This is a genomic window from Streptomyces sp. NPDC057963, assembly GCF_042887155.1.
In the GTDB taxonomy this organism is placed as follows: domain Bacteria; phylum Actinomycetota; class Actinomycetes; order Streptomycetales; family Streptomycetaceae; genus Streptomyces.
In genome coordinates, this window is sequence record NZ_JBHVPX010000013.1 from 33097 (window position 1) to 49534 (window position 16438).

Below are 16438 nucleotides of genomic sequence, written 5' to 3' on the forward strand. Positions count from 1 at the left end.
AGTCCACCACCACCACTTCAGGGGGCATCTCTTGTCCATCACCAGCGCCCCTAGCGGGGCACATCTCCCCCGAAGGCTGACGCAGCTGTACGTCGGCCTCGTGCTGTACGGAGCCAGTTCGGCGCTCCTGGTCCGCGCCGGTCTCGGCCTCGAACCCTGGGGGGTGCTGCATCAGGGGCTCTCGGAGCGCACCGGGCTGTCCATCGGGGTCGTCTCCGTCGTCGTCGGCGCCGCCGTTCTGCTGCTGTGGATACCGATCAGGCAGCGTCCGGGCCTCGGCACCGTCTCCAACGTCTTCGCCGTCGGCCTCGCCATGGACGGGACGCTGGCGCTCGTGCCCGGGGTGCACGGCCTCGCCGCCCGGATCGCCGTGATGGTCGCGGGGGTCGTGGTCAACGGTGTCGCGACGGGGCTGTACATAGCGGCGCGGTTCGGCCCGGGACCGCGCGACGGACTCATGACCGGCCTGCATCTGCGGACCGGCCGCTCCATCCGGCTGGTCCGCACCCTGATCGAGGTGGCGGTCGTGGCGACCGGTTTCGCGCTCGGGGGCTCCCTCGGCGCGGGCACGGTCCTCTACGCCCTGTCCATCGGCCCGCTCGCCCAGTTCTTCCTGCGCTTCTTCGCGATCGGCGGGAATCCGGCCGAGGAGGCCGCCGCCGGGCCGGGCGAGGAGGCGGCCTTCGCACCCCCGCCCGGCGGCACCACCACCGTCACCACCCGGACACCGGAGCAGGCCATACTGCCGAAGTGACCTCCGTACGCCACCCCTATCTGGACCATCCCGCGACGATCCCCTTCGCCCATCGGGGCGGTGCCGCCGACGGGATCGAGAACACGACGGCGGCGTTCCGCCGGGCCGCCGAGGCCGGATACCGCTACTTCGAGACCGATGTGCACACCACGGCGGACGGCCGGCTGGTGGCCTTCCACGACGCCACCCTGGACCGGGTGACGGACGCCCGGGGCCGGATAGCCGAGCTGCCGTGGAGCGAGGTACGGCGGGCCAGGGTGGCGGGCCGGGAGCCGCTCCCGCTGTTCGAAGAACTACTGGAGACGTTTCCCGGAGCCCGCTGGAACGTCGACCTCAAGACCGGGTCCGCCCTGGTCCCGCTGATCGACCTGATCCGCCGGGCGAATGCCTGGGACCGGGTGTGCGTCGGCTCGTTCTCCGAGAGCCGGGTCGCCGCGGCCCACCGCCTCGCCGGGCCCCGGCTCGCCACGTCCTACGGAGTCCGCGGCGTGCTGGGCCTGCGGCTGCGCTCGTACGGTGTCCCGGCGGCGCTGCGGGCCGGTGCGGTGTGCGCCCAGGTGCCGGAGAGCCAGAACGGCGTCCGGGTGGTCGACCGGCGCTTCGTGCGCGAGGCGCACGTGCGCGGACTCCAGGTGCACGTCTGGACGGTGAACGAACCCGAACGGATGGCAGCACTCCTCGACCTCGGCGTGGATGGCATCATGACCGATCACATCGAGACGCTGCGTACGGTGCTGAGCGAGCGGGGGGCCTGGGCCTGACGCCGGTCGTGCGAGGTCTCCACGGGGAGAGACGAGGGGGTGCGCCTTGAGCGCCGAGACCGCTGAGCCGACGGAGCTCGTGACCGGTTCCGCAGATGCCGCGAGCCGCAGACGGGAACAGCGCGGCTGGTATTTCTACGATTTCGCCTGCTCCGTCTACTCGACGAGCGTCCTGACGGTATTCCTCGGCCCCTATCTGACGTCGATCGCCAAGGCGGCCGCCGACGCCGACGGTTTCGTGCACCCGCTGGGCATACCGGTGCGCGCCGGGTCGCTCTTCGCCTACGCGGTCTCCGTGTCGGTGGTGGTCGCGGTGGTCGTGATGCCGGTCGTGGGCGCCGCCGCGGACCGTACGGGGCGGAAGAAGCCGCTGCTCGCGGCCGCCGCGTACGTGGGGGCCGCCGCCACCACCGGCATGTTCTTCCTGGACGGCCACCGCTATCTGCTGGGCGCGTTCCTGCTGATCGTGGCGAACGCCTCGATCTCGGTGTCGATGGTGCTCTACAACGCCTATCTGCCGCAGATCGCCGAACCGGACGAGCGGGACGCGGTCTCCTCGCGCGGCTGGGCGTTCGGTTACACCTCGGGCGCGTTCGTCCTCGTCCTGAACCTGGTCCTGTACACGGGCCACGACTCCTTCGGCCTCTCCGAGTCCGACGCGGTGCGGATCTGCCTCGCGTCGGCCGGCGTCTGGTGGGGCGCCTTCACGCTCGTCCCGCTGCGACGGCTCCGCGACCGGCGGGTGGCACCGGGCGGCGAGGGGACCGTCGGTTCGGGGTGGCGGCAGTTGGCGAACACCCTGCGCGACATGCGCCGCCATCCGCTGACGCTCTCCTTCCTGCTGGCGTACCTGGTCTACAACGACGGCGTGCAGACGGTGATCTCCCAGGCCTCGGTGTACGGCTCCGAGGAACTGGGCCTAGACCAGACGACACTGATCACGGCCGTGCTGCTGGTGCAGGTGCTCGCGGTGGCCGGGGCCCTGGGCATGGGCCGACTCGCCCGGGTGTACGGCGCCAAGCGCACGATCCTCGGCTCACTCGTCGTCTGGACGCTGATTCTCGTCGCCGGCTACTTCCTGCCTTCCGAAGCGCCGGTCTTCTTCTATGTGCTGGCCTCGGCGATCGGTCTGGTGCTCGGCGGCAGCCAGGCACTGTCGCGCTCGCTGTTCTCGCATCTGGTGCCCCGCGGCAAGGAGGCCGAGTACTTCTCCGCGTACGAGATGAGCGACCGCGGACTGAGCTGGCTGGGGCCACTGGTGTTCGGGCTCGCGTATCAGCTGACCGGCAGTTACCGGGATGCGATCATCTCGTTGGTGATCTTCTTCGTGGTCGGTTCCGTACTGCTCGCGAGGGTGCCGATCAGGCGGGCCGTGGCCGCCGCGGGCAATCCCGTTCCGGAACGGATTTAGACGTTGAAGTGAAAGGCCGGTAGTGTACGCCTTTGGCCTGCCCGGAGGACCGTTACTGCGAGTGGAAGAAGCCAAACCGTTGGGTGACAACTTCTGCCAGATGTGACAAACCGGGCATTGGCGGGTACCCCAACCCTGAAGAAGCAGCGGCACGACGGGCGACGCATGACCGGCAACGGGAATCTTTACCGCCGACCGGACGTTGACCGGATGACGACGACAGCGACACCTGTCCTGTGGGCGACAAGCCCGGGAGGCACGATTCATGAGTGAGCGAGCTCTCCGCGGCACGCGACTCGTGGTTACCAGCTACGAGACGGACCGCGGCATCGATCTGGCCCCGCGCCAGGCGGTGGAGTACGCATGCCAGAACGGACATCGATTTGAGATGCCGTTCTCGGTAGAGGCGGAAATTCCGCCGGAGTGGGAGTGCAAGGCGTGCGGCGCCATGGCACTCCTGGTGGACGGGGATGGCCCCGAGGAGAAGAAGGGCAAGCCTGCGCGTACGCACTGGGACATGCTCATGGAGCGGCGCACACGCGAGGAGCTGGAGGAGGTGCTGGCCGAGAGGCTGGCGGTTCTGCGCTCCGGAGCCATGAATATCGCCGTGCATCCGCGGGACAGCAGGAAGTCTGCCTGACCGCCCGACACCGCCGTACGACGGAGCCGCGGGCTGTGACACACCGAGCGTGTGTCACAGCCCGCGGCTCTGTCGCGTCCCGGGCCCGGCACCGGGGCCGCGCGGTCGCAGCCCCGGTACCGGGGGTTAGGTGTCCTGCGCCCGGAGCGCTCAGGGGGTCAGCGGCGGGCGGGGGCCCTCGTCGGGGCGGGAGTCTGGCTGCGCGCCGTCCTGACGGATGACCTCACCCTGCACGACCTTCCCGTCCGGCCGGTGAATACGGGCCTGCTGGAAGGCGTCGGAGAGGCTGCCGGGACCCGCGGCACGCATCCGGCGCTCCAGCGACCGCTCCGCGTACCGGCCCAGCATCGAACGGACCGGCGGCACGAGCAGCAGAAGCCCCGCCGCGTCCGAGACCACCCCCGGGATGATCAGCAACAGCCCGCCGAGCATCAGGAAGCCGTTGCCCTCGCTTCCCGGCGACGCGGCCTGCGGGGCCTCGGCCGCCCCGGGCTGCCCCGGCATCCGCTGGAGCGTCTCGGTGAGGTTGCGGAAGGCCCGGCGGCCGGCCCGCTTCATCACCGCGGCCCCGAGCACGATCCCCGCCACCAGGAGCAGCAGCACGGTGAACCCGCCCGCCGCGTTCGCCACGACGGTGAGCAGCCAGATCTCCAGCACCGCCCAGGCGGCGATGGCGAGAGGAACGAAGGTACGGGCGCGTGAGCGCTTCGGGGCGGTCGGGGGCGGTGTGCCGGTCGTCATGCTCCCCAGTGTGCCCGTACGGGCGTCCAAGCGGCGTAAGGGGGGTGATCATGGGCGACGGGCCGGTGCCCGCCGCCCGCGGCGGATCAGATCGCCTTGCGGCCGAGGACCCGGTTCGTACGGGAGGCGACGCCCCAGGAGGTGACCCGCCAGAGCGCCTCGACCAGGATGTCGCGGCTCATCTTCGAGTCACCGATCTCGCGGTCCACGAAGGTGATCGGGACCTCGACGACGTGGTATCCGGCGTCGACGGCGCGGCGGGCCAGGTCGACCTGGAAGCAGTAGCCCTGGGAGGCGACCCGGTCGAGGCCGATCCCCTCCAGGGTCTCGGCGCGGAAGGCCCGGTAGCCGCCCGTGACGTCCCTGGTCCGCAGCCCGAGGAGGAGCCGGGAGTACGTGCTGCCGCCGCGGGAGATCATTTCCCGCGTCTTGGGCCAGTTGACCACCCGTCCGCCCGGCACCCAGCGGGAGCCGAGCACCAGGTCGGCACCCTTGAGCGCGGTGAGCAGCCGGGGCAGTTCCTCGGGCTGGTGGGAGCCGTCGGCGTCCATCTCCACGAGCACGCCGTAACCGTGTTCGATCCCCCAGCGGAAGCCCGCGAGGTAGGCGGCGCCCAGCCCCTCCTTGCCCTTGCGGTGCAGCACCTGGACCTGGTCGTCGGCGGAGGCGAGCTCGTCCGCGACCTTGCCGGTGCCGTCGGGGCTGTTGTCGTCGGCGACCAGGATGTCGGCTTCCGGCACAGCCGCGCGCACCCGGCTGACGATCGGCTTGATGTTCTCGGCCTCGTTGTAGGTCGGAATGATCACCAAGGTTCTGCCGAGCGGGCCGTACCGCCTCTGACCGCCGTCGTTCACTTACTGCCCCTTAAGTCCGTACGCAGATGCACACCATATCCAGCGGACGGGGCGCCGATGGCTACGCGGTCGGGCGGGAGCGGGCACCGCCACGGACAGAAGGAGGGAAGTACGGACAGATTCCCTGACGGGAACCGACGGGAACTGCGGATGGGGGCCCGGCGCCCTTCGGGCCGACCTGGGACCCGCCGGCTGCGGGTCGACCTAGAGCCGTTGTCTACTGAACGTCCGGGCCCCACCCGGGTCGCACCTACCGTCCGGCTGAAACCTTCCCTCGCCCCGAGGCGCGGGCGCTGAACCTGGCTGTCAGAAGTGGTGCGCCGGTGCGGCACACCACCCCATGACCCAGCGGCGTTCGACGACTGCGTGGAGGTTTAACCGGTCGGACGTCCTGTGGTGGACTCGGCCGAACCTACCGGCCGGTGGGCGCGTTCTGTCAATAGCCGCCTGACCTGCAATGTTTACGGAACTTGCCTGGTCAGTAGCGAAGATCCGCAGGTCGCGGCGGAGCGGCGGCGTCTTCGGTCGGCGGTACGAAATGTCCGGACGTCACTCGTTCGGCCGTACGTAGACAGTTTGTCCGAAGACTACGGTTCGCAGGCAGACCGGGAGCTCGGCGCCCGGGGTGAGATCCGGCAGGCCGGGCGTTCCCGACCTCGGGTCGGTCGACCAGCGGGCGACCCGGTCGTCCGGAGCCTGGACCACCAGGTCAGCGGTGCGCCAGACCGCGTAGTCGGCCGGGGCGCCGGGCACCAGGGTCCCCGCGTCGTCACGCCCGACGGCCCGCCAGCCGCCCCTGGTGTGAGCCGTGAATCCGGCCCGCACGGAGATCCGGTGTTCGGGCGTGCGGTGGAAGGCGGCGGCCCGTACGGTCCCCCAGGGATCCAGCGGGGTCACCGGGCTGTCCGAGCCGAAGGCCAGGGGCACACCGGCCCGCAGGAGTGCCGCGTACGGGTTGAGGGTCCTGGCCCGCCCGGCACCGAGCCGCTGGGCGTACATGCCCTCCTCGCCGCCCCAGGCCGCGTCGAAGGCGGGCTGGACGGAGGCGGTCAGGCCCAGTTCGGCGAAGGCGGCGACGGTCTCGGGGGTGAGCATCTCGGCGTGCTCGACCCGGTGCCGGGCGGCCCGGATCCGTGCCCGCCCGAGCGTCTCGCAGGCGGCCCGGACGCCCTCCACCACGGCGGATACCGCCGCGTCGCCGATCGCGTGGAAGCCGGCCTGCAGCCCGGCCTCGGTGCACGCGGCGACATGGGCGGCGATCCGCGCCGCGTCCAGATGGGCGGTGCCGGTGTGTCCGGCGGGACCGTCGGCGTACGGCTCGTGCAGACAGGCGGTGTGCGAGCCGAGCGAGCCGTCGACGAAGAGGTCCCCGGCCGCGCCGACCGCGCCGAGCTCCCGGATGCGGCGGGCGTCCTTCTCGTCGGAGACCTGCTCGGCCCAGTAGCCGAAGACCCGCGGTCCGCTCTCCGCCGCGGCGAGCTTCAGCAGCGCGACGAAGTCCTCCTCGTCGGAGATGTCCGGGCCGCCGCACTCGTGGACGGTGCCGATGCCGAGCGAAGCCGCGTGGCGCAGGGCGGCGCGCTGGGCGTCGGCACGCTGCCGGGGCGCGACGGCGCCGTGGGCCGCGGAGCGCACCGCGTGGTGGGCGGCGCCGGTCAGCGGGGCGTCGGGGTGGTACCCGGTCAGCCCGGTGACGCCCGGAACCAGATCGAGCAGGGCGGTGGTGACGGCCGCGGAGTGCACGTCGACGCGGGGCAGGTAGACCGGCCGGCCGGGCGCGGCCGCGTCGAGCTCGCCGCGCGAGGGGGGACGCCCCTCGGGCCAGCGTGCGGCGTCCCAGCCGTGCCCGAGGACGACCCGGTCCTCGGGGTGCGCCACCGCGTACGCGCGCAGGAGACCGAGCGCCTCGCCGAGCGTCCGGGCACCGGAGAGGTCGAGGCCGGTGAGGGCCAGGCCGGTCGAGGTGGTGTGGACGTGGGCGTCGGTGAACGCGGGGGTGACCAGCGCGCCTTCGAGGTCGATCACCTCGTCGACGCCGCTCGCGAAGGCGTCTGCGGCCCCTTCCGAGCCCACCCAGGCGACATGGCCGCGCTCGACGACCATGGCGGTGGCGAAGGGATCGGCGGGGCTGTGGACGTCTCCACCGCGCAGCAGCACGGTGCGGTGTTCGCTCTGGGGGGCGGTGCTCTCGGTCATGGGACCAGTCTCGCGCCTGTCCGGACCCGCGCGGTCCGCGGCCCCCTCAGATCTGCGGCGGCCGGGCCTCGTACGGCGTGGAGAGGACCACCGTCGTCCGGGTGGAGACACCGGCCAGCGAGCGGATCCGGGTGAGCAGGTGCTCCAGCTCCAGCGGGGTCGCGACCCGCACCTTGAGGATGTAGTTCTCGTCACCCGCGACGCTGTGGCAGGCCTCCAGCTCCGGGACGTCCGCAAGGCGCTCCGCGATGTCGTCCGGTGCGCTCGGGTCGAAGGGTTTCACCGAGATGAAGGCGGTGAGCGGCAGCCCGACGGCCTCGGGGTCGACGACCGCCGCATAGCCCCGGATCACCCCGCGCTGCTCCAGCCTGCGGACACGCTGATGAACGGCCGAGGTGGACAGGCCCGTGGCCTTGCCCAGGTCGGTGTAGCTCATCCGCCCGTCCTTGACGAGCAACTCCACGATCTGTCGGTCCAGCTCCTCCATACGGATCAACCTATTGCCCCCGGTGCCTCCGGGCACAGTGGCGAGGGCCCCGGAAGGGCACCTGCGGCAGACATGTGACGAACGCCACAGGTTTACGGGCGGGTAGCCACTCCCCTGGCGGTTACAGCCGATGCGCGACGGGAAGTGCTTGCTGTGGTCGAGGCCGTGGCGCCTTGTCGGCCCACCCGAGGGGGGAACTTCCCATGCAGAGCCTGAAGCTGACCGGACGCGTCGAACCGGAACCCGCTGATCCGGTCGAGGACACCGGTCCCGACGCGTACGACATGTTCGAGATGTACCGGGTGATCTGCCCGGACTGCGCGCAGCCGATCGCGCTGCTGGCGGACGAGGACGTACTGCCGGAGCACGCGCTGTGCCCGACGCCGTGGAACCCGTTCGTCCTGACGGTCTGTGCCGGTACGGGGCGCGCGGCGTCGCAGACGCGGCCCGCCGACGAGTCGGTCGACCTCCAGGAGCAGGAGACGGCCCTGCTGTTGACGCTCCCTCAGGGACTCGACTGGAGAATGCAGCCTTTCTCGCACGCCGGCGGCCCCGGCTCGCGCCCGCTGCGGATGCCGCAGATGCGGCGCGACGCCGCCTGAGAGAGCCCCCGCCCGCACGGGGCCGGCCCGGACGCGTCCGGGCCCGTCGCACCATCGCGCCGCACCACGACGGCCCGGCCGGCGTGGTGCCCGCACCCGAAAGGCTCCGCCGCCCGGGAAGCGGGCGAACGGGCTCGCGAATCGGCCCGGCAGTGACCCCGGCCCACCCCGCGCCGTTGGCCGGGCATGACCCTGCTGCAATCAACGGCCGGTCCCGGTCGTCGCCGTCTCGCCGCTCCGACCGCCGAAGAATCGGTTCCGCAGCCCGGTTCGCAGCCGGTGCCGCAGCCCGCGCCTCCCTGCTCCGCGCCGCGGCCGGTGCCGCACTCCACCGATCCGCCCATCTACCGGGCCCTGCTGCGTCATTGGGAGGGCGCCGGACGGACCCTGCCGGGCCGCCACGACCAGGAGTGGAACCGGATCATGGCGACGCCCGTGTGGTCGGCGCGGCCGCTGCGGATCAGCGCGTCTCAGGACCCGCGAGGTGGCGCGCGATGACCATCCGCTGGATCTGATTGGTGCCTTCGACGATCTGCAGCACCTTGGCCTCGCGCATCAGCCGCTCGACGGGGAAGTCGAGGGTGTAGCCGTATCCGCCGAGGACCTGGACGGCGTCGACGGTGACCCTCATGGCCGCGTCCGTGCAGAACAGCTTGGCCATGGCCGCCTGGCGCGAGAAGGGCTTGCCCTCGTCGCGCAGCCGGGCCGCCTCCAGGTAGAGCGCCCGGCCCGCCTCGATCTGGGTGGCCATGTCGGCGAGCATGAAGCGCAGTCCCTGGAAGTCGGCGATGGGGCGGCCGAACTGCTGCCGCCCGGTGGCGTAGGCGACGGCCTCGCTCAGGGCGGCCTGGGCGACACCGATCGCGCAGGCGGCGATGCCCAGGCGGCCGGAGTCGAGTGCGGACAGGGCGATCGCGAAGCCCTGGCCCTCCTCGCCGATCCGGCGCGCGTCGGCGACCCGTACGCCGTCGAAGTTCAACTGGGCGGTGGGCGAACCCTTCATGCCCATCTTCTTCTCGGGGGCAGCGGCGTTCAGCCCCTCGGCGCCGCCGGGGACCAGGAAGGCGGTGATGCCGCGGGCACCCTCGGCCCCGGTGCGGGCCAGGACCGTGTAGAAGTCGGCGATGCCGCCGTGGGTGATCCACGCCTTGGTGCCGGTGAGGACCCAGTCGTCGCCGTCCCGTACGGCCTTCGTGCGGAGCGAGGCGGCATCGGAGCCCGAGGCGGGCTCGGAGAGGCAGTAGGCGCCCAGCAGGCCGCCTCCCAGCATCGCCGGGAGGTGTTCGGCCTGCTGCTCCTTGGTGCCGAATCCGGCGAGCGCGTGGCAGGCGAGGGAGTGGACGCTGACGCCGAGACCGACGGTGAGCCGGGCGGCCGCGAGTTCTTCGAGTACCTGGAGGTAGACCTCGTACGGCTGGTCCCCGCCGCCGTGGGCGGAGTCGTAGGGCAGTCCGAGCAGTCCGGACTCGGAGAGCAGCGTGAAGACTTCACGCGGGAAGCGGCCCGCTTCCTCCTCCTCGGCCGCGCGCGGCGTGATCTCTCGCTGGGCGATGTCGCGGACGAGCGCGACGAGCTGCCTGGACTCCTCGGTGGGCAGACGGCGTTCCACCAATTGCGGGGCACGGTCGGACATGACGGCGCTCTCCTCCCTGTCGGGCGTTGCGACGGTCGCGCGCGCGGGGTGTGGACGGCGCCGCCGGGGGGACTTCCGGGCAGGGCCCGGAAGAGCACTACTACCCAGCCGGTGCCGGCCCCTCGGATTACGAGAGCTGCTGGCCAGCGGCTGTGGCGGCTTGAGTATGCCCGATCGGACGATATCCGTCACGGGGTGCCGGAGCGACTCGGCTGCGAGCGGGGCGATCACCGGAATTGGTCCGAACCATTGACCCAACTGGTCTAGTCCATCTACGGTTCCACCCGAACCGGCCTCACCGCGTTCATGCCAAGTCCACGGTACGGCCGGCAGCACGCCCCCCACTCGCGAGTTCCCTCCCCCACGAGGAGACAAGATGTTTGGACCGCATCGTCCCCGCGCCCGCTTCCGGGCGCTCGCCGCAGCCGTCTGCACCACCGCCCTCGGAGCCGCCCTGCTGGGCGTCGCGGGCGCCTCATCGGCCGGCGCGGCCCCCACCACCACGCGGGCCGCGGCCCCCGCAGCCGACGGGGCCGCCCCCACAGCGGCCGGCGACAAGGTGGTCGGGTACTTCACCAACTGGGGTGTCTACCAGCGCAATTACCACGTCCGGAACATCGAGACCTCGGGTTCCGCCGACAAGCTCACGCACATCAACTACGCCTTCGGCAACGTCACCGGCGGCAAGTGCGCGATCGGCGACTCGTACGCCGACTACGAGAAGGCGTACACGGCCGACCAGTCGGTCGACGGTGTGGCGGACACCTGGGACCAGGACCTGCGCGGCAACTTCAACCAGCTGCGCAAGCTGAAGAAGCTGCACCCGAACCTCAAGGTCGTCTGGTCGTTCGGCGGCTGGACCTGGTCCGGCGGCTTCGGAGAGGCGGCGAAGAACCCGGCCGCGTTCGCCGAGTCCTGCTACAACCTGGTGGAGGACCCCCGCTGGGCCGATGTCTTCGACGGCATCGACATCGACTGGGAGTACCCCAACGCCTGCGGCCTGACCTGCGACACCAGCGGACGTGACGCCTACGGCAACCTGCTGGCTGCGCTGCGCTCCAAGTTCGGCGCGGACAACCTGGTCACCTCGGCGATCTCCGCCGACGGCTCCGACGGCGGCAAGCTCGACGCCGTCGACTACGGCGGCGCGGCGAAGTACGTCGACTGGTACAACCCGATGACGTACGACTTCTTCGGTGCCTGGGACGCGAAGGGGCCGACCGCCCCGCACTCCCCGCTGACCTCCTACGAGGGCATCCCGAAGGAGGGCTTCAACAGCGAGGCCGCCATCGACAAGCTGAAGGCGCAGGGCGTCCCCGCCTCGAAGCTGCTGCTCGGCATCGGCTTCTACGGCCGCGGCTGGACCGGCGTCACGCAGGACGCGCCCGGCGGCACCGCCACCGGCGCGGCCCCCGGCACGTACGAGGCAGGCATCGAGGACTACAAGGTCCTCAAGAACAGCTGCCCCGTCACCGGCACCGTCGCCGGCACGGCGTACGCGCACTGCGGCACCAACTGGTGGAGCTACGACACCCCGGCCACCATCGCCACCAAGATGGACTACAAGAACCAGCAGGGGCTGGGCGGCACCTTCTTCTGGGAGCTCAGCGGTGACACCACCAACGGCGAGCTGATCAAGGCGATCAGCTAGTCACGGCCCGGTCGGCGCCGGTCACGGCTGTCACGGCTAATCACGGCTGATCACGGCTGTCACATCTGTCGGGGCTGTCACAGCAGAAGGAGCGGGGCGGTGGGCCGATCGGCCGGCCGCCCCGTTTCGTCCGCGCCGTGGCTCTCCGGGGGGGGGCCGGCCCCCCCCCTGGGGCGGCCCGGGGGGCCGACCCGGGCCATCACCCCGGGGGGGCCCGGGGGCAGAGACGTCCGTCACTGCCCCGGGGCCCCGCTCCGCGTCAGCGGATGCCGACGGCCGCCAGAGCCCGCTTCTGCGCGGGTGTCGGGTGCGCCGGGAAGTACAGGTAGCAGACGCCGCCTGTGCCGGAAACCACATTGCCGGCGGCGTTGCGGCGCTTGGTGCGGAGCCAGATCGTCTCCCACTCCTCGCGCTTGTAGACCCGGCGCACGGCCTCGTCGCTCGGCGAGGCGGGGTCGTTCGCGATCACGTCGCCGTCCTCGGTGAACCCGATCACGGTCATCAGATGACCCGACGTTCCGTATCCCGCGCCGGTCAGCTCTTCCTTGAGGAAGGACTGCGACGTTATGGCCGGGATGCCCGCCCGGATCAGCGTCTCCAGGTCCGTCAGCGAGCCGAGCCGGGTCACGACCGCGCTCATGCCGTCGTACGTCGCGGCGTAGGCGGCGTTGAACGGCCAGTTGCCGCAGCCCTCGTACTGGTAGTCGTACGTGAACCGGGCGGCGTGGCAGACCTGCGGGTCGGCCAGGCCCGGCTCGACCCAGGCGAGCTCCTCGGCGGTGGGCCTGCGCCCCCAGTACTCGATGATCATCTGCGAGGAGGTGGGGCTGCACCAGGCCTCGCCGCCGTTGTCGTACTCCGGGTACTGCCCCGCGTGGATGTTCTGCGAGTAGCGCGGCACCGGCAGTTCCCGGGCGAGGCCGGGGGTGCTGGCGGGCACGGTGAAGCGGTCCGGAATGTCGGACGCCATCGCGCCGAGCCGCCACACGGTGGGCGTGAGGCGCGTGCCGGGGGTGCGGTGGAGGGTGAGCCGCAACCGGTACGAGACCAGCCGCAACCCGCTCGCCGCGTCGTCCACCGAGAAGGTGTCGGTCCAGACGGAGCTCCTGCCGTCGCCCTGGTCGTCGACGGAGGTCCGGCGGATGTCGCCGTCGCCCGCGGCCCAGCGGCCCATGACGTACCAGGGTGTCGGGGTGGCGTCCGAGTAGCGGCCCTGCAACTCGATCTGGATCCAGGTGCCCGCCGGGGTGTCGGCGTTCCAGGAGGCGATCACCTCGGTCGCCGGGACGGCGGACCGGTGGACCGGCGAGGTCCAGGTCGCGTACTCCCAGGCGGCGGTCCGGCCGGTGTGCGGGTCGGTGTAGTCGGTACGCCCCTCGGCGTGGCCGATCACCAGACCGGGCCGGCGGCCCGCGACGGCGCGGGTCCTGGCGCCGCGACCGCTGCGCCAGTCGGTGTACGTGTGCCAGGAGTGGTTGTCCACGGCAGGGGCGGCTGCCGGGGGCGCGGGAGACGAGGCCGAGGAGCGGGCGGCGGCGGTCGCGGGGCCGGCGGACGACACCGTGCCGGCGGTGGCCGCTGCCGCGAGCGCGGCGGTCAGCACGGTTCTGCGCGAGGTCGGTCTGTTCATGGGCGAGACCCCCGGTCGTAAGCGGAATGGGGCTGCAGGTGCACGACAGTGCGCCAACTATCGCGGGTCGTGGCCGGATTCGGCCAGCGATTCGACTCGCGCCGATAAACCAATATTGGTCTGGTCCACTGGCGTGACCTGCGATTGCTTCGGACCTGCTCGTAGGCTGGGACGCATGAACGACCTCTCGTCCCTCGCCGCGCGGCTGCGTGCCCTGGCGCCGTCCTGCGGACCGGTGCGCCTGGTCGCCGTCGACGGGCACGCCGGATCGGGGAAGAGCACCTTCGCGTCCCGCCTCGCCGCCGCGCTCGACGGCGCTCCTGTCCTGCACCTGGACGACCTGGCCACCCACGAGTCCTTCTTCACCTGGACGGAGCGGCTGCGGGAGCAGGTGATCGAGCCGCTGTCGCGCGGGGAGTGCGCGCACTACGCGCCGTACGACTGGACCGCGCGGACGTTCGCGGCGCCGCGCGACCTGGAGCCCGCGCCGGTGGTCCTGATCGAGGGGGTCGGGGCGGGCCGCCGGGCGCTGCGGCCCTGCCTGGCGCGGCTGTTGTGGATGGATCTCGCGGCGGCGGAGTCCTGGGAACGGGGCCGCCGCCGGGACGGTCCGGCTCTTTCGGCCTTCTGGGACGGGTGGACGGCGGCCGAGGCGGAGCATTTCTCAGCCGATCCCTCGCGCTCCCACGCGGACACTCTGGTACGGCAGTTGCCGGTGGGGTACGAGTGGCTGGAGGGGCCTCTCACGGCAGCAGGAACGAACCATTCCGTCACGGACCGTGAGCACATCGCCCCACCGTCCTGAGTGGTGAGAAAACGCCCCGGAAGTACCTCAACTCCGCTTGACCCGAGGGCGGTACAGGTCTTACGTTCTCAATGTGCGGCTTTTCGGAGCCCCCACAGACACGAAGCCCCCGGTTGTTCCCCCGTGATCGGGGGCTTCGTTCTGCCCTCGCACCCTCGTTCCCACGCCGGTTCGGCGGATTCCGCTCACCCTCGGTCACGGTCTCCCTTCTGCCTGCGGCGCTCTTAGTCGCACACTCCCTGCGCAGGTACGATGCCTCTCGGTGCGGTCAATTCCCGTCCGTGGCACAGCGATTCAGCGCGCCTCGGCGGGCAGGTCGTGCGGCGGGACATCCTGGGGGCACGGTTTGTGGGGGACCAGATGGACATCGGCACGCAGGGCGCACAGGCCCCGGCCGACCTCGCCTGGCTGCGCGGCGTGGACGCCTACACCATGGGCGCCTACCCCCAGGCCGAAGAGGAGTTCAAGGCTGCGGTACGGATCGATCCCGGCATGGCGGACGGCTGGCTGGGCCTCCATGCACTGAGGGTCGACACCACGACGGCGCTGCTGCGCATGTACCGCCATCGCGAACGCTTCGGCGAGCAGCGCGCCCGCCATCGGCGCACGCTCAACTCCTGGTACTGGCTGGGCTGGTGGGTACAGCCGGTGCTGGAAAGCCCGCGCGACCTGCTGCTCGCGCACGCCTCGCACTGGCTGGACGGGCGGCATGTCGCCGAGCTGGACCGCGCGCTGGCCGGCCTGCCGCCGGTGGACGCGGACCCGCAGGTGCGCTTCCTGCACGCCTGCCGCTCCTATCTCGTCAAGGACTGGGATCAGCTCGTACGCAACACCGAACAGCTCGTCGACGACCCGATGCTCGGCATCGAGGCGGGGCTGTTCGGCGGGATGGCACGGGTGCGGCTGGAGATGTACGGGCAGGCCGAGCCACTGCTCTCCACCGCGCTGATGCGCTGCCGCAGCGAGCAGCCGCAGCGCAAGGAGCTGCGCTACTGGCTGGCCCGCGCGCACGAGGGCACCGGGCGCAGCGCGGCCGCCCTCCCGCTCTACCGGGCGGTGCACCGGATCGACCCGGCGTTCATGGACACCTCGGCGCGGCTCGCCGCGATCGCGGACTACGACGGCCTCGACGGCGCCGACGAGGCCGCCGGTCTCACCGCCGTCTCGCTGGCCGGGCCCGGCACGGACGCCGTGGCGGAGGCGCAGCCGGACGGGGATTCGCTGCTCGGCACCGATCTGGTGGACGGCCGCGAGCTCCGGCCGGGCGGCGAGCCCCCGGGCCTCGTCGGCATCGGGGTGCCGCCGCCGTCCGACGGAGCGCGTCGCAAGACGGCGGTGCCCGGCCAGCCGCCGTCCCCCTTCCCGGCCGGGCCCAGCGATCCGGTGCTGCTCGCCGAGGCGCTGGCGGAGCTGGAGCGGATGGTCGGTCTGGAGCCCGTCAAACGCCAGGTCAACGCGTTGTCCGCGCAGTTGAACATGGCACGGTTGCGGGCCGGTCAGGGGCTGCCCGTACAGCCGCCGAAACGCCATTTCGTCTTCTCGGGTCCCTCCGGCACCGGCAAGACCACGGTGGCCCGCATCCTGGGCCGGGTCTTCTACGCCCTCGGCCTGCTCGGCGGTGACCATCTCGTCGAGGCCCAACGGGCCGATCTGGTCGGCGAGTTCCTAGGCCAGACCGCCGTGAAGGCCAATGAGCTGATCGATTCGGCGCTCGGCGGGGTGCTGTTCGTCGACGAGGCGTACAGCCTCTTCAACACCGGCTACAGCAAGGGCGACGCGTACGGCGACGAGGCGCTCCAGGTCCTCCTCAAGCGGGCGGAGGACAACCGGGACCACCTCGTCGTCATCCTCGCGGGCTATCCGGAGGGCATGGACCGGCTGCTGGCCACCAATCCGGGGCTCTCCTCGCGCTTCACCACCCGGGTGGACTTCCCGAGCTACCGGCCGCTGGAACTCACCTCGATCGGTGAGGTGCTGGCCGCGGAGAACGGTGATGCGTGGGACGAGGAGTCCCTGGAGGAGCTGCGCTCCATCAGCGGTCATGTCGTCGACCAGGGCTGGATCGACGAGCTGGGCAACGGGCGGTTCCTGCGCACCCTGTACGAGAAGAGCTGCGCCTACCGGGATCTGCGGCTCTCCGGTTACGCGGCCCTGCCGAGCCGGGACGATCTGGCCACACTGCGGCTGCCGGATCTGATGCAGGCGTACGGCGAGGTGCTGTCCGGCCGGGGGCCGGTGGACCGCGGCCCGCAGGAACCGCCGGTGTTGTGAGG

General features: G+C 71.5%; 14 protein-coding genes. 8 read left to right on the plus strand and 6 right to left on the minus strand.

The window, feature by feature from the left end:
• Positions 1-31: 31 nt before the first annotated feature.
• From ACFVT1_RS27655 to ACFVT1_RS27670, 4 genes are all read left to right on the plus strand, one after another.
• Positions 32-754 (plus strand): YitT family protein, encoded by a 723-nt coding sequence (locus ACFVT1_RS27655; protein ID WP_389800224.1) that lies wholly within the window; start codon positions 32-34, stop codon positions 752-754.
• Positions 751-1515 (plus strand): glycerophosphodiester phosphodiesterase, encoded by a 765-nt coding sequence (locus ACFVT1_RS27660; RefSeq protein WP_389800226.1) that lies wholly within the window; start codon positions 751-753, stop codon positions 1513-1515. The genes ACFVT1_RS27655 and ACFVT1_RS27660 overlap by 4 nt, the downstream gene beginning before the upstream one ends.
• A 46-nt stretch (positions 1516-1561) precedes the next feature.
• Positions 1562-2926 (plus strand): MFS transporter, encoded by a 1365-nt coding sequence (locus ACFVT1_RS27665; RefSeq protein WP_389800228.1) that lies wholly within the window; start codon positions 1562-1564, stop codon positions 2924-2926.
• Positions 2927-3191: 265 nt separating this feature from the next.
• Positions 3192-3566: an RNA polymerase-binding protein RbpA gene (locus tag ACFVT1_RS27670; protein ID WP_007262928.1), complete on the plus strand. Its 375-nt coding sequence runs from the start codon at positions 3192-3194 to the stop codon at positions 3564-3566.
• Positions 3567-3716: 150 nt separating this feature from the next.
• Here the strand turns inward: ACFVT1_RS27670 and fxsA are convergent, their stop codons facing one another.
• The 4 genes from fxsA to ACFVT1_RS27690 form a co-directional block, all read right to left on the minus strand.
• On the minus strand, positions 3717-4307 hold the full coding sequence (fxsA, locus tag ACFVT1_RS27675) for an FxsA family membrane protein (protein ID WP_389800229.1): 591 nt from the start codon (positions 4305-4307) through the stop codon (positions 3717-3719).
• 86 nt (positions 4308-4393) lie between these two features.
• The gene (locus ACFVT1_RS27680) at positions 4394-5161 is read right to left on the minus strand and encodes a polyprenol monophosphomannose synthase (RefSeq protein ID WP_362208952.1); all 768 of its coding nucleotides are present in this window, start codon (positions 5159-5161) and stop codon (positions 4394-4396) included.
• A gap of 549 nt (positions 5162-5710) precedes the next feature.
• Positions 5711-7357 carry an amidohydrolase gene (locus tag ACFVT1_RS27685; protein WP_389800231.1) on the minus strand — a complete coding sequence of 549 codons (1647 nt, stop codon included), beginning with the start codon at positions 7355-7357 and terminating at the stop codon, positions 5711-5713.
• Between the two features lie 46 nt (positions 7358-7403).
• Positions 7404-7844: an Lrp/AsnC family transcriptional regulator gene (locus ACFVT1_RS27690; protein ID WP_124718962.1), complete on the minus strand. Its 441-nt coding sequence runs from the start codon at positions 7842-7844 to the stop codon at positions 7404-7406.
• 203 nt (positions 7845-8047) lie between these two features.
• On the opposite strand from ACFVT1_RS27690, the gene ACFVT1_RS27695 reads away from it, so the two are divergent.
• Complete coding sequence (locus ACFVT1_RS27695; RefSeq protein WP_389800233.1) at positions 8048-8446, plus strand: hypothetical protein; 399 nt, start codon at positions 8048-8050, stop codon at positions 8444-8446.
• Between the two features lie 460 nt (positions 8447-8906).
• Here the strand turns inward: ACFVT1_RS27695 and ACFVT1_RS27700 are convergent, their stop codons facing one another.
• The gene (locus ACFVT1_RS27700) at positions 8907-10079 is read right to left on the minus strand and encodes an acyl-CoA dehydrogenase family protein (RefSeq protein ID WP_389800235.1); all 1173 of its coding nucleotides are present in this window, start codon (positions 10077-10079) and stop codon (positions 8907-8909) included.
• 376 nt (positions 10080-10455) lie between these two features.
• Here ACFVT1_RS27700 and ACFVT1_RS27705 point away from each other — a divergent pair, with 376 nt between their 5' ends.
• Entirely contained in the window at positions 10456-11730 is a 1275-nt protein-coding gene (locus tag ACFVT1_RS27705) for a glycoside hydrolase family 18 protein (RefSeq protein WP_389800237.1), read from the plus strand.
• A 259-nt stretch (positions 11731-11989) separates the two neighbouring features.
• Here ACFVT1_RS27705 and ACFVT1_RS27710 read toward each other — a convergent pair whose 3' ends face one another.
• Positions 11990-13360: a peptidase C39 family protein gene (locus ACFVT1_RS27710; RefSeq protein WP_389800239.1), complete on the minus strand. Its 1371-nt coding sequence runs from the start codon at positions 13358-13360 to the stop codon at positions 11990-11992.
• A 175-nt stretch (positions 13361-13535) separates the two neighbouring features.
• Here ACFVT1_RS27710 and ACFVT1_RS27715 point away from each other — a divergent pair, with 175 nt between their 5' ends.
• Together ACFVT1_RS27715 and ACFVT1_RS27720 are read left to right on the plus strand one after the other, a co-directional pair.
• Complete coding sequence (locus tag ACFVT1_RS27715; RefSeq protein WP_389800241.1) at positions 13536-14165, plus strand: uridine kinase; 630 nt, start codon at positions 13536-13538, stop codon at positions 14163-14165.
• Between the two features lie 360 nt (positions 14166-14525).
• Entirely contained in the window at positions 14526-16436 is a 1911-nt protein-coding gene (locus ACFVT1_RS27720; RefSeq protein WP_389800243.1) for an AAA family ATPase, read from the plus strand.
• Positions 16437-16438: the final 2 nt, after the last annotated feature.

Coding starts and splice junctions, on each gene's coding strand:
- ACFVT1_RS27695 (WP_389800233.1), top strand. CDS start 8,048: ATGCAGAGCCTGAAGCTGACCGGACGCGTCGAACCGGAACCCGCTGAT.
- fxsA (WP_389800229.1), bottom strand. CDS start 4,307: ATGACGACCGGCACACCGCCCCCGACCGCCCCGAAGCGCTCACGCGCC.
- ACFVT1_RS27720 (WP_389800243.1), top strand. CDS start 14,526: ATGGACATCGGCACGCAGGGCGCACAGGCCCCGGCCGACCTCGCCTGG.
- ACFVT1_RS27670 (WP_007262928.1), top strand. CDS start 3,192: ATGAGTGAGCGAGCTCTCCGCGGCACGCGACTCGTGGTTACCAGCTAC.
- ACFVT1_RS27685 (WP_389800231.1), bottom strand. CDS start 7,357: ATGACCGAGAGCACCGCCCCCCAGAGCGAACACCGCACCGTGCTGCTG.
- ACFVT1_RS27715 (WP_389800241.1), top strand. CDS start 13,536: ATGAACGACCTCTCGTCCCTCGCCGCGCGGCTGCGTGCCCTGGCGCCG.
- ACFVT1_RS27705 (WP_389800237.1), top strand. CDS start 10,456: ATGTTTGGACCGCATCGTCCCCGCGCCCGCTTCCGGGCGCTCGCCGCA.
- ACFVT1_RS27690 (WP_124718962.1), bottom strand. CDS start 7,844: ATGGAGGAGCTGGACCGACAGATCGTGGAGTTGCTCGTCAAGGACGGG.
- ACFVT1_RS27700 (WP_389800235.1), bottom strand. CDS start 10,079: ATGTCCGACCGTGCCCCGCAATTGGTGGAACGCCGTCTGCCCACCGAG.
- ACFVT1_RS27710 (WP_389800239.1), bottom strand. CDS start 13,360: ATGAACAGACCGACCTCGCGCAGAACCGTGCTGACCGCCGCGCTCGCG.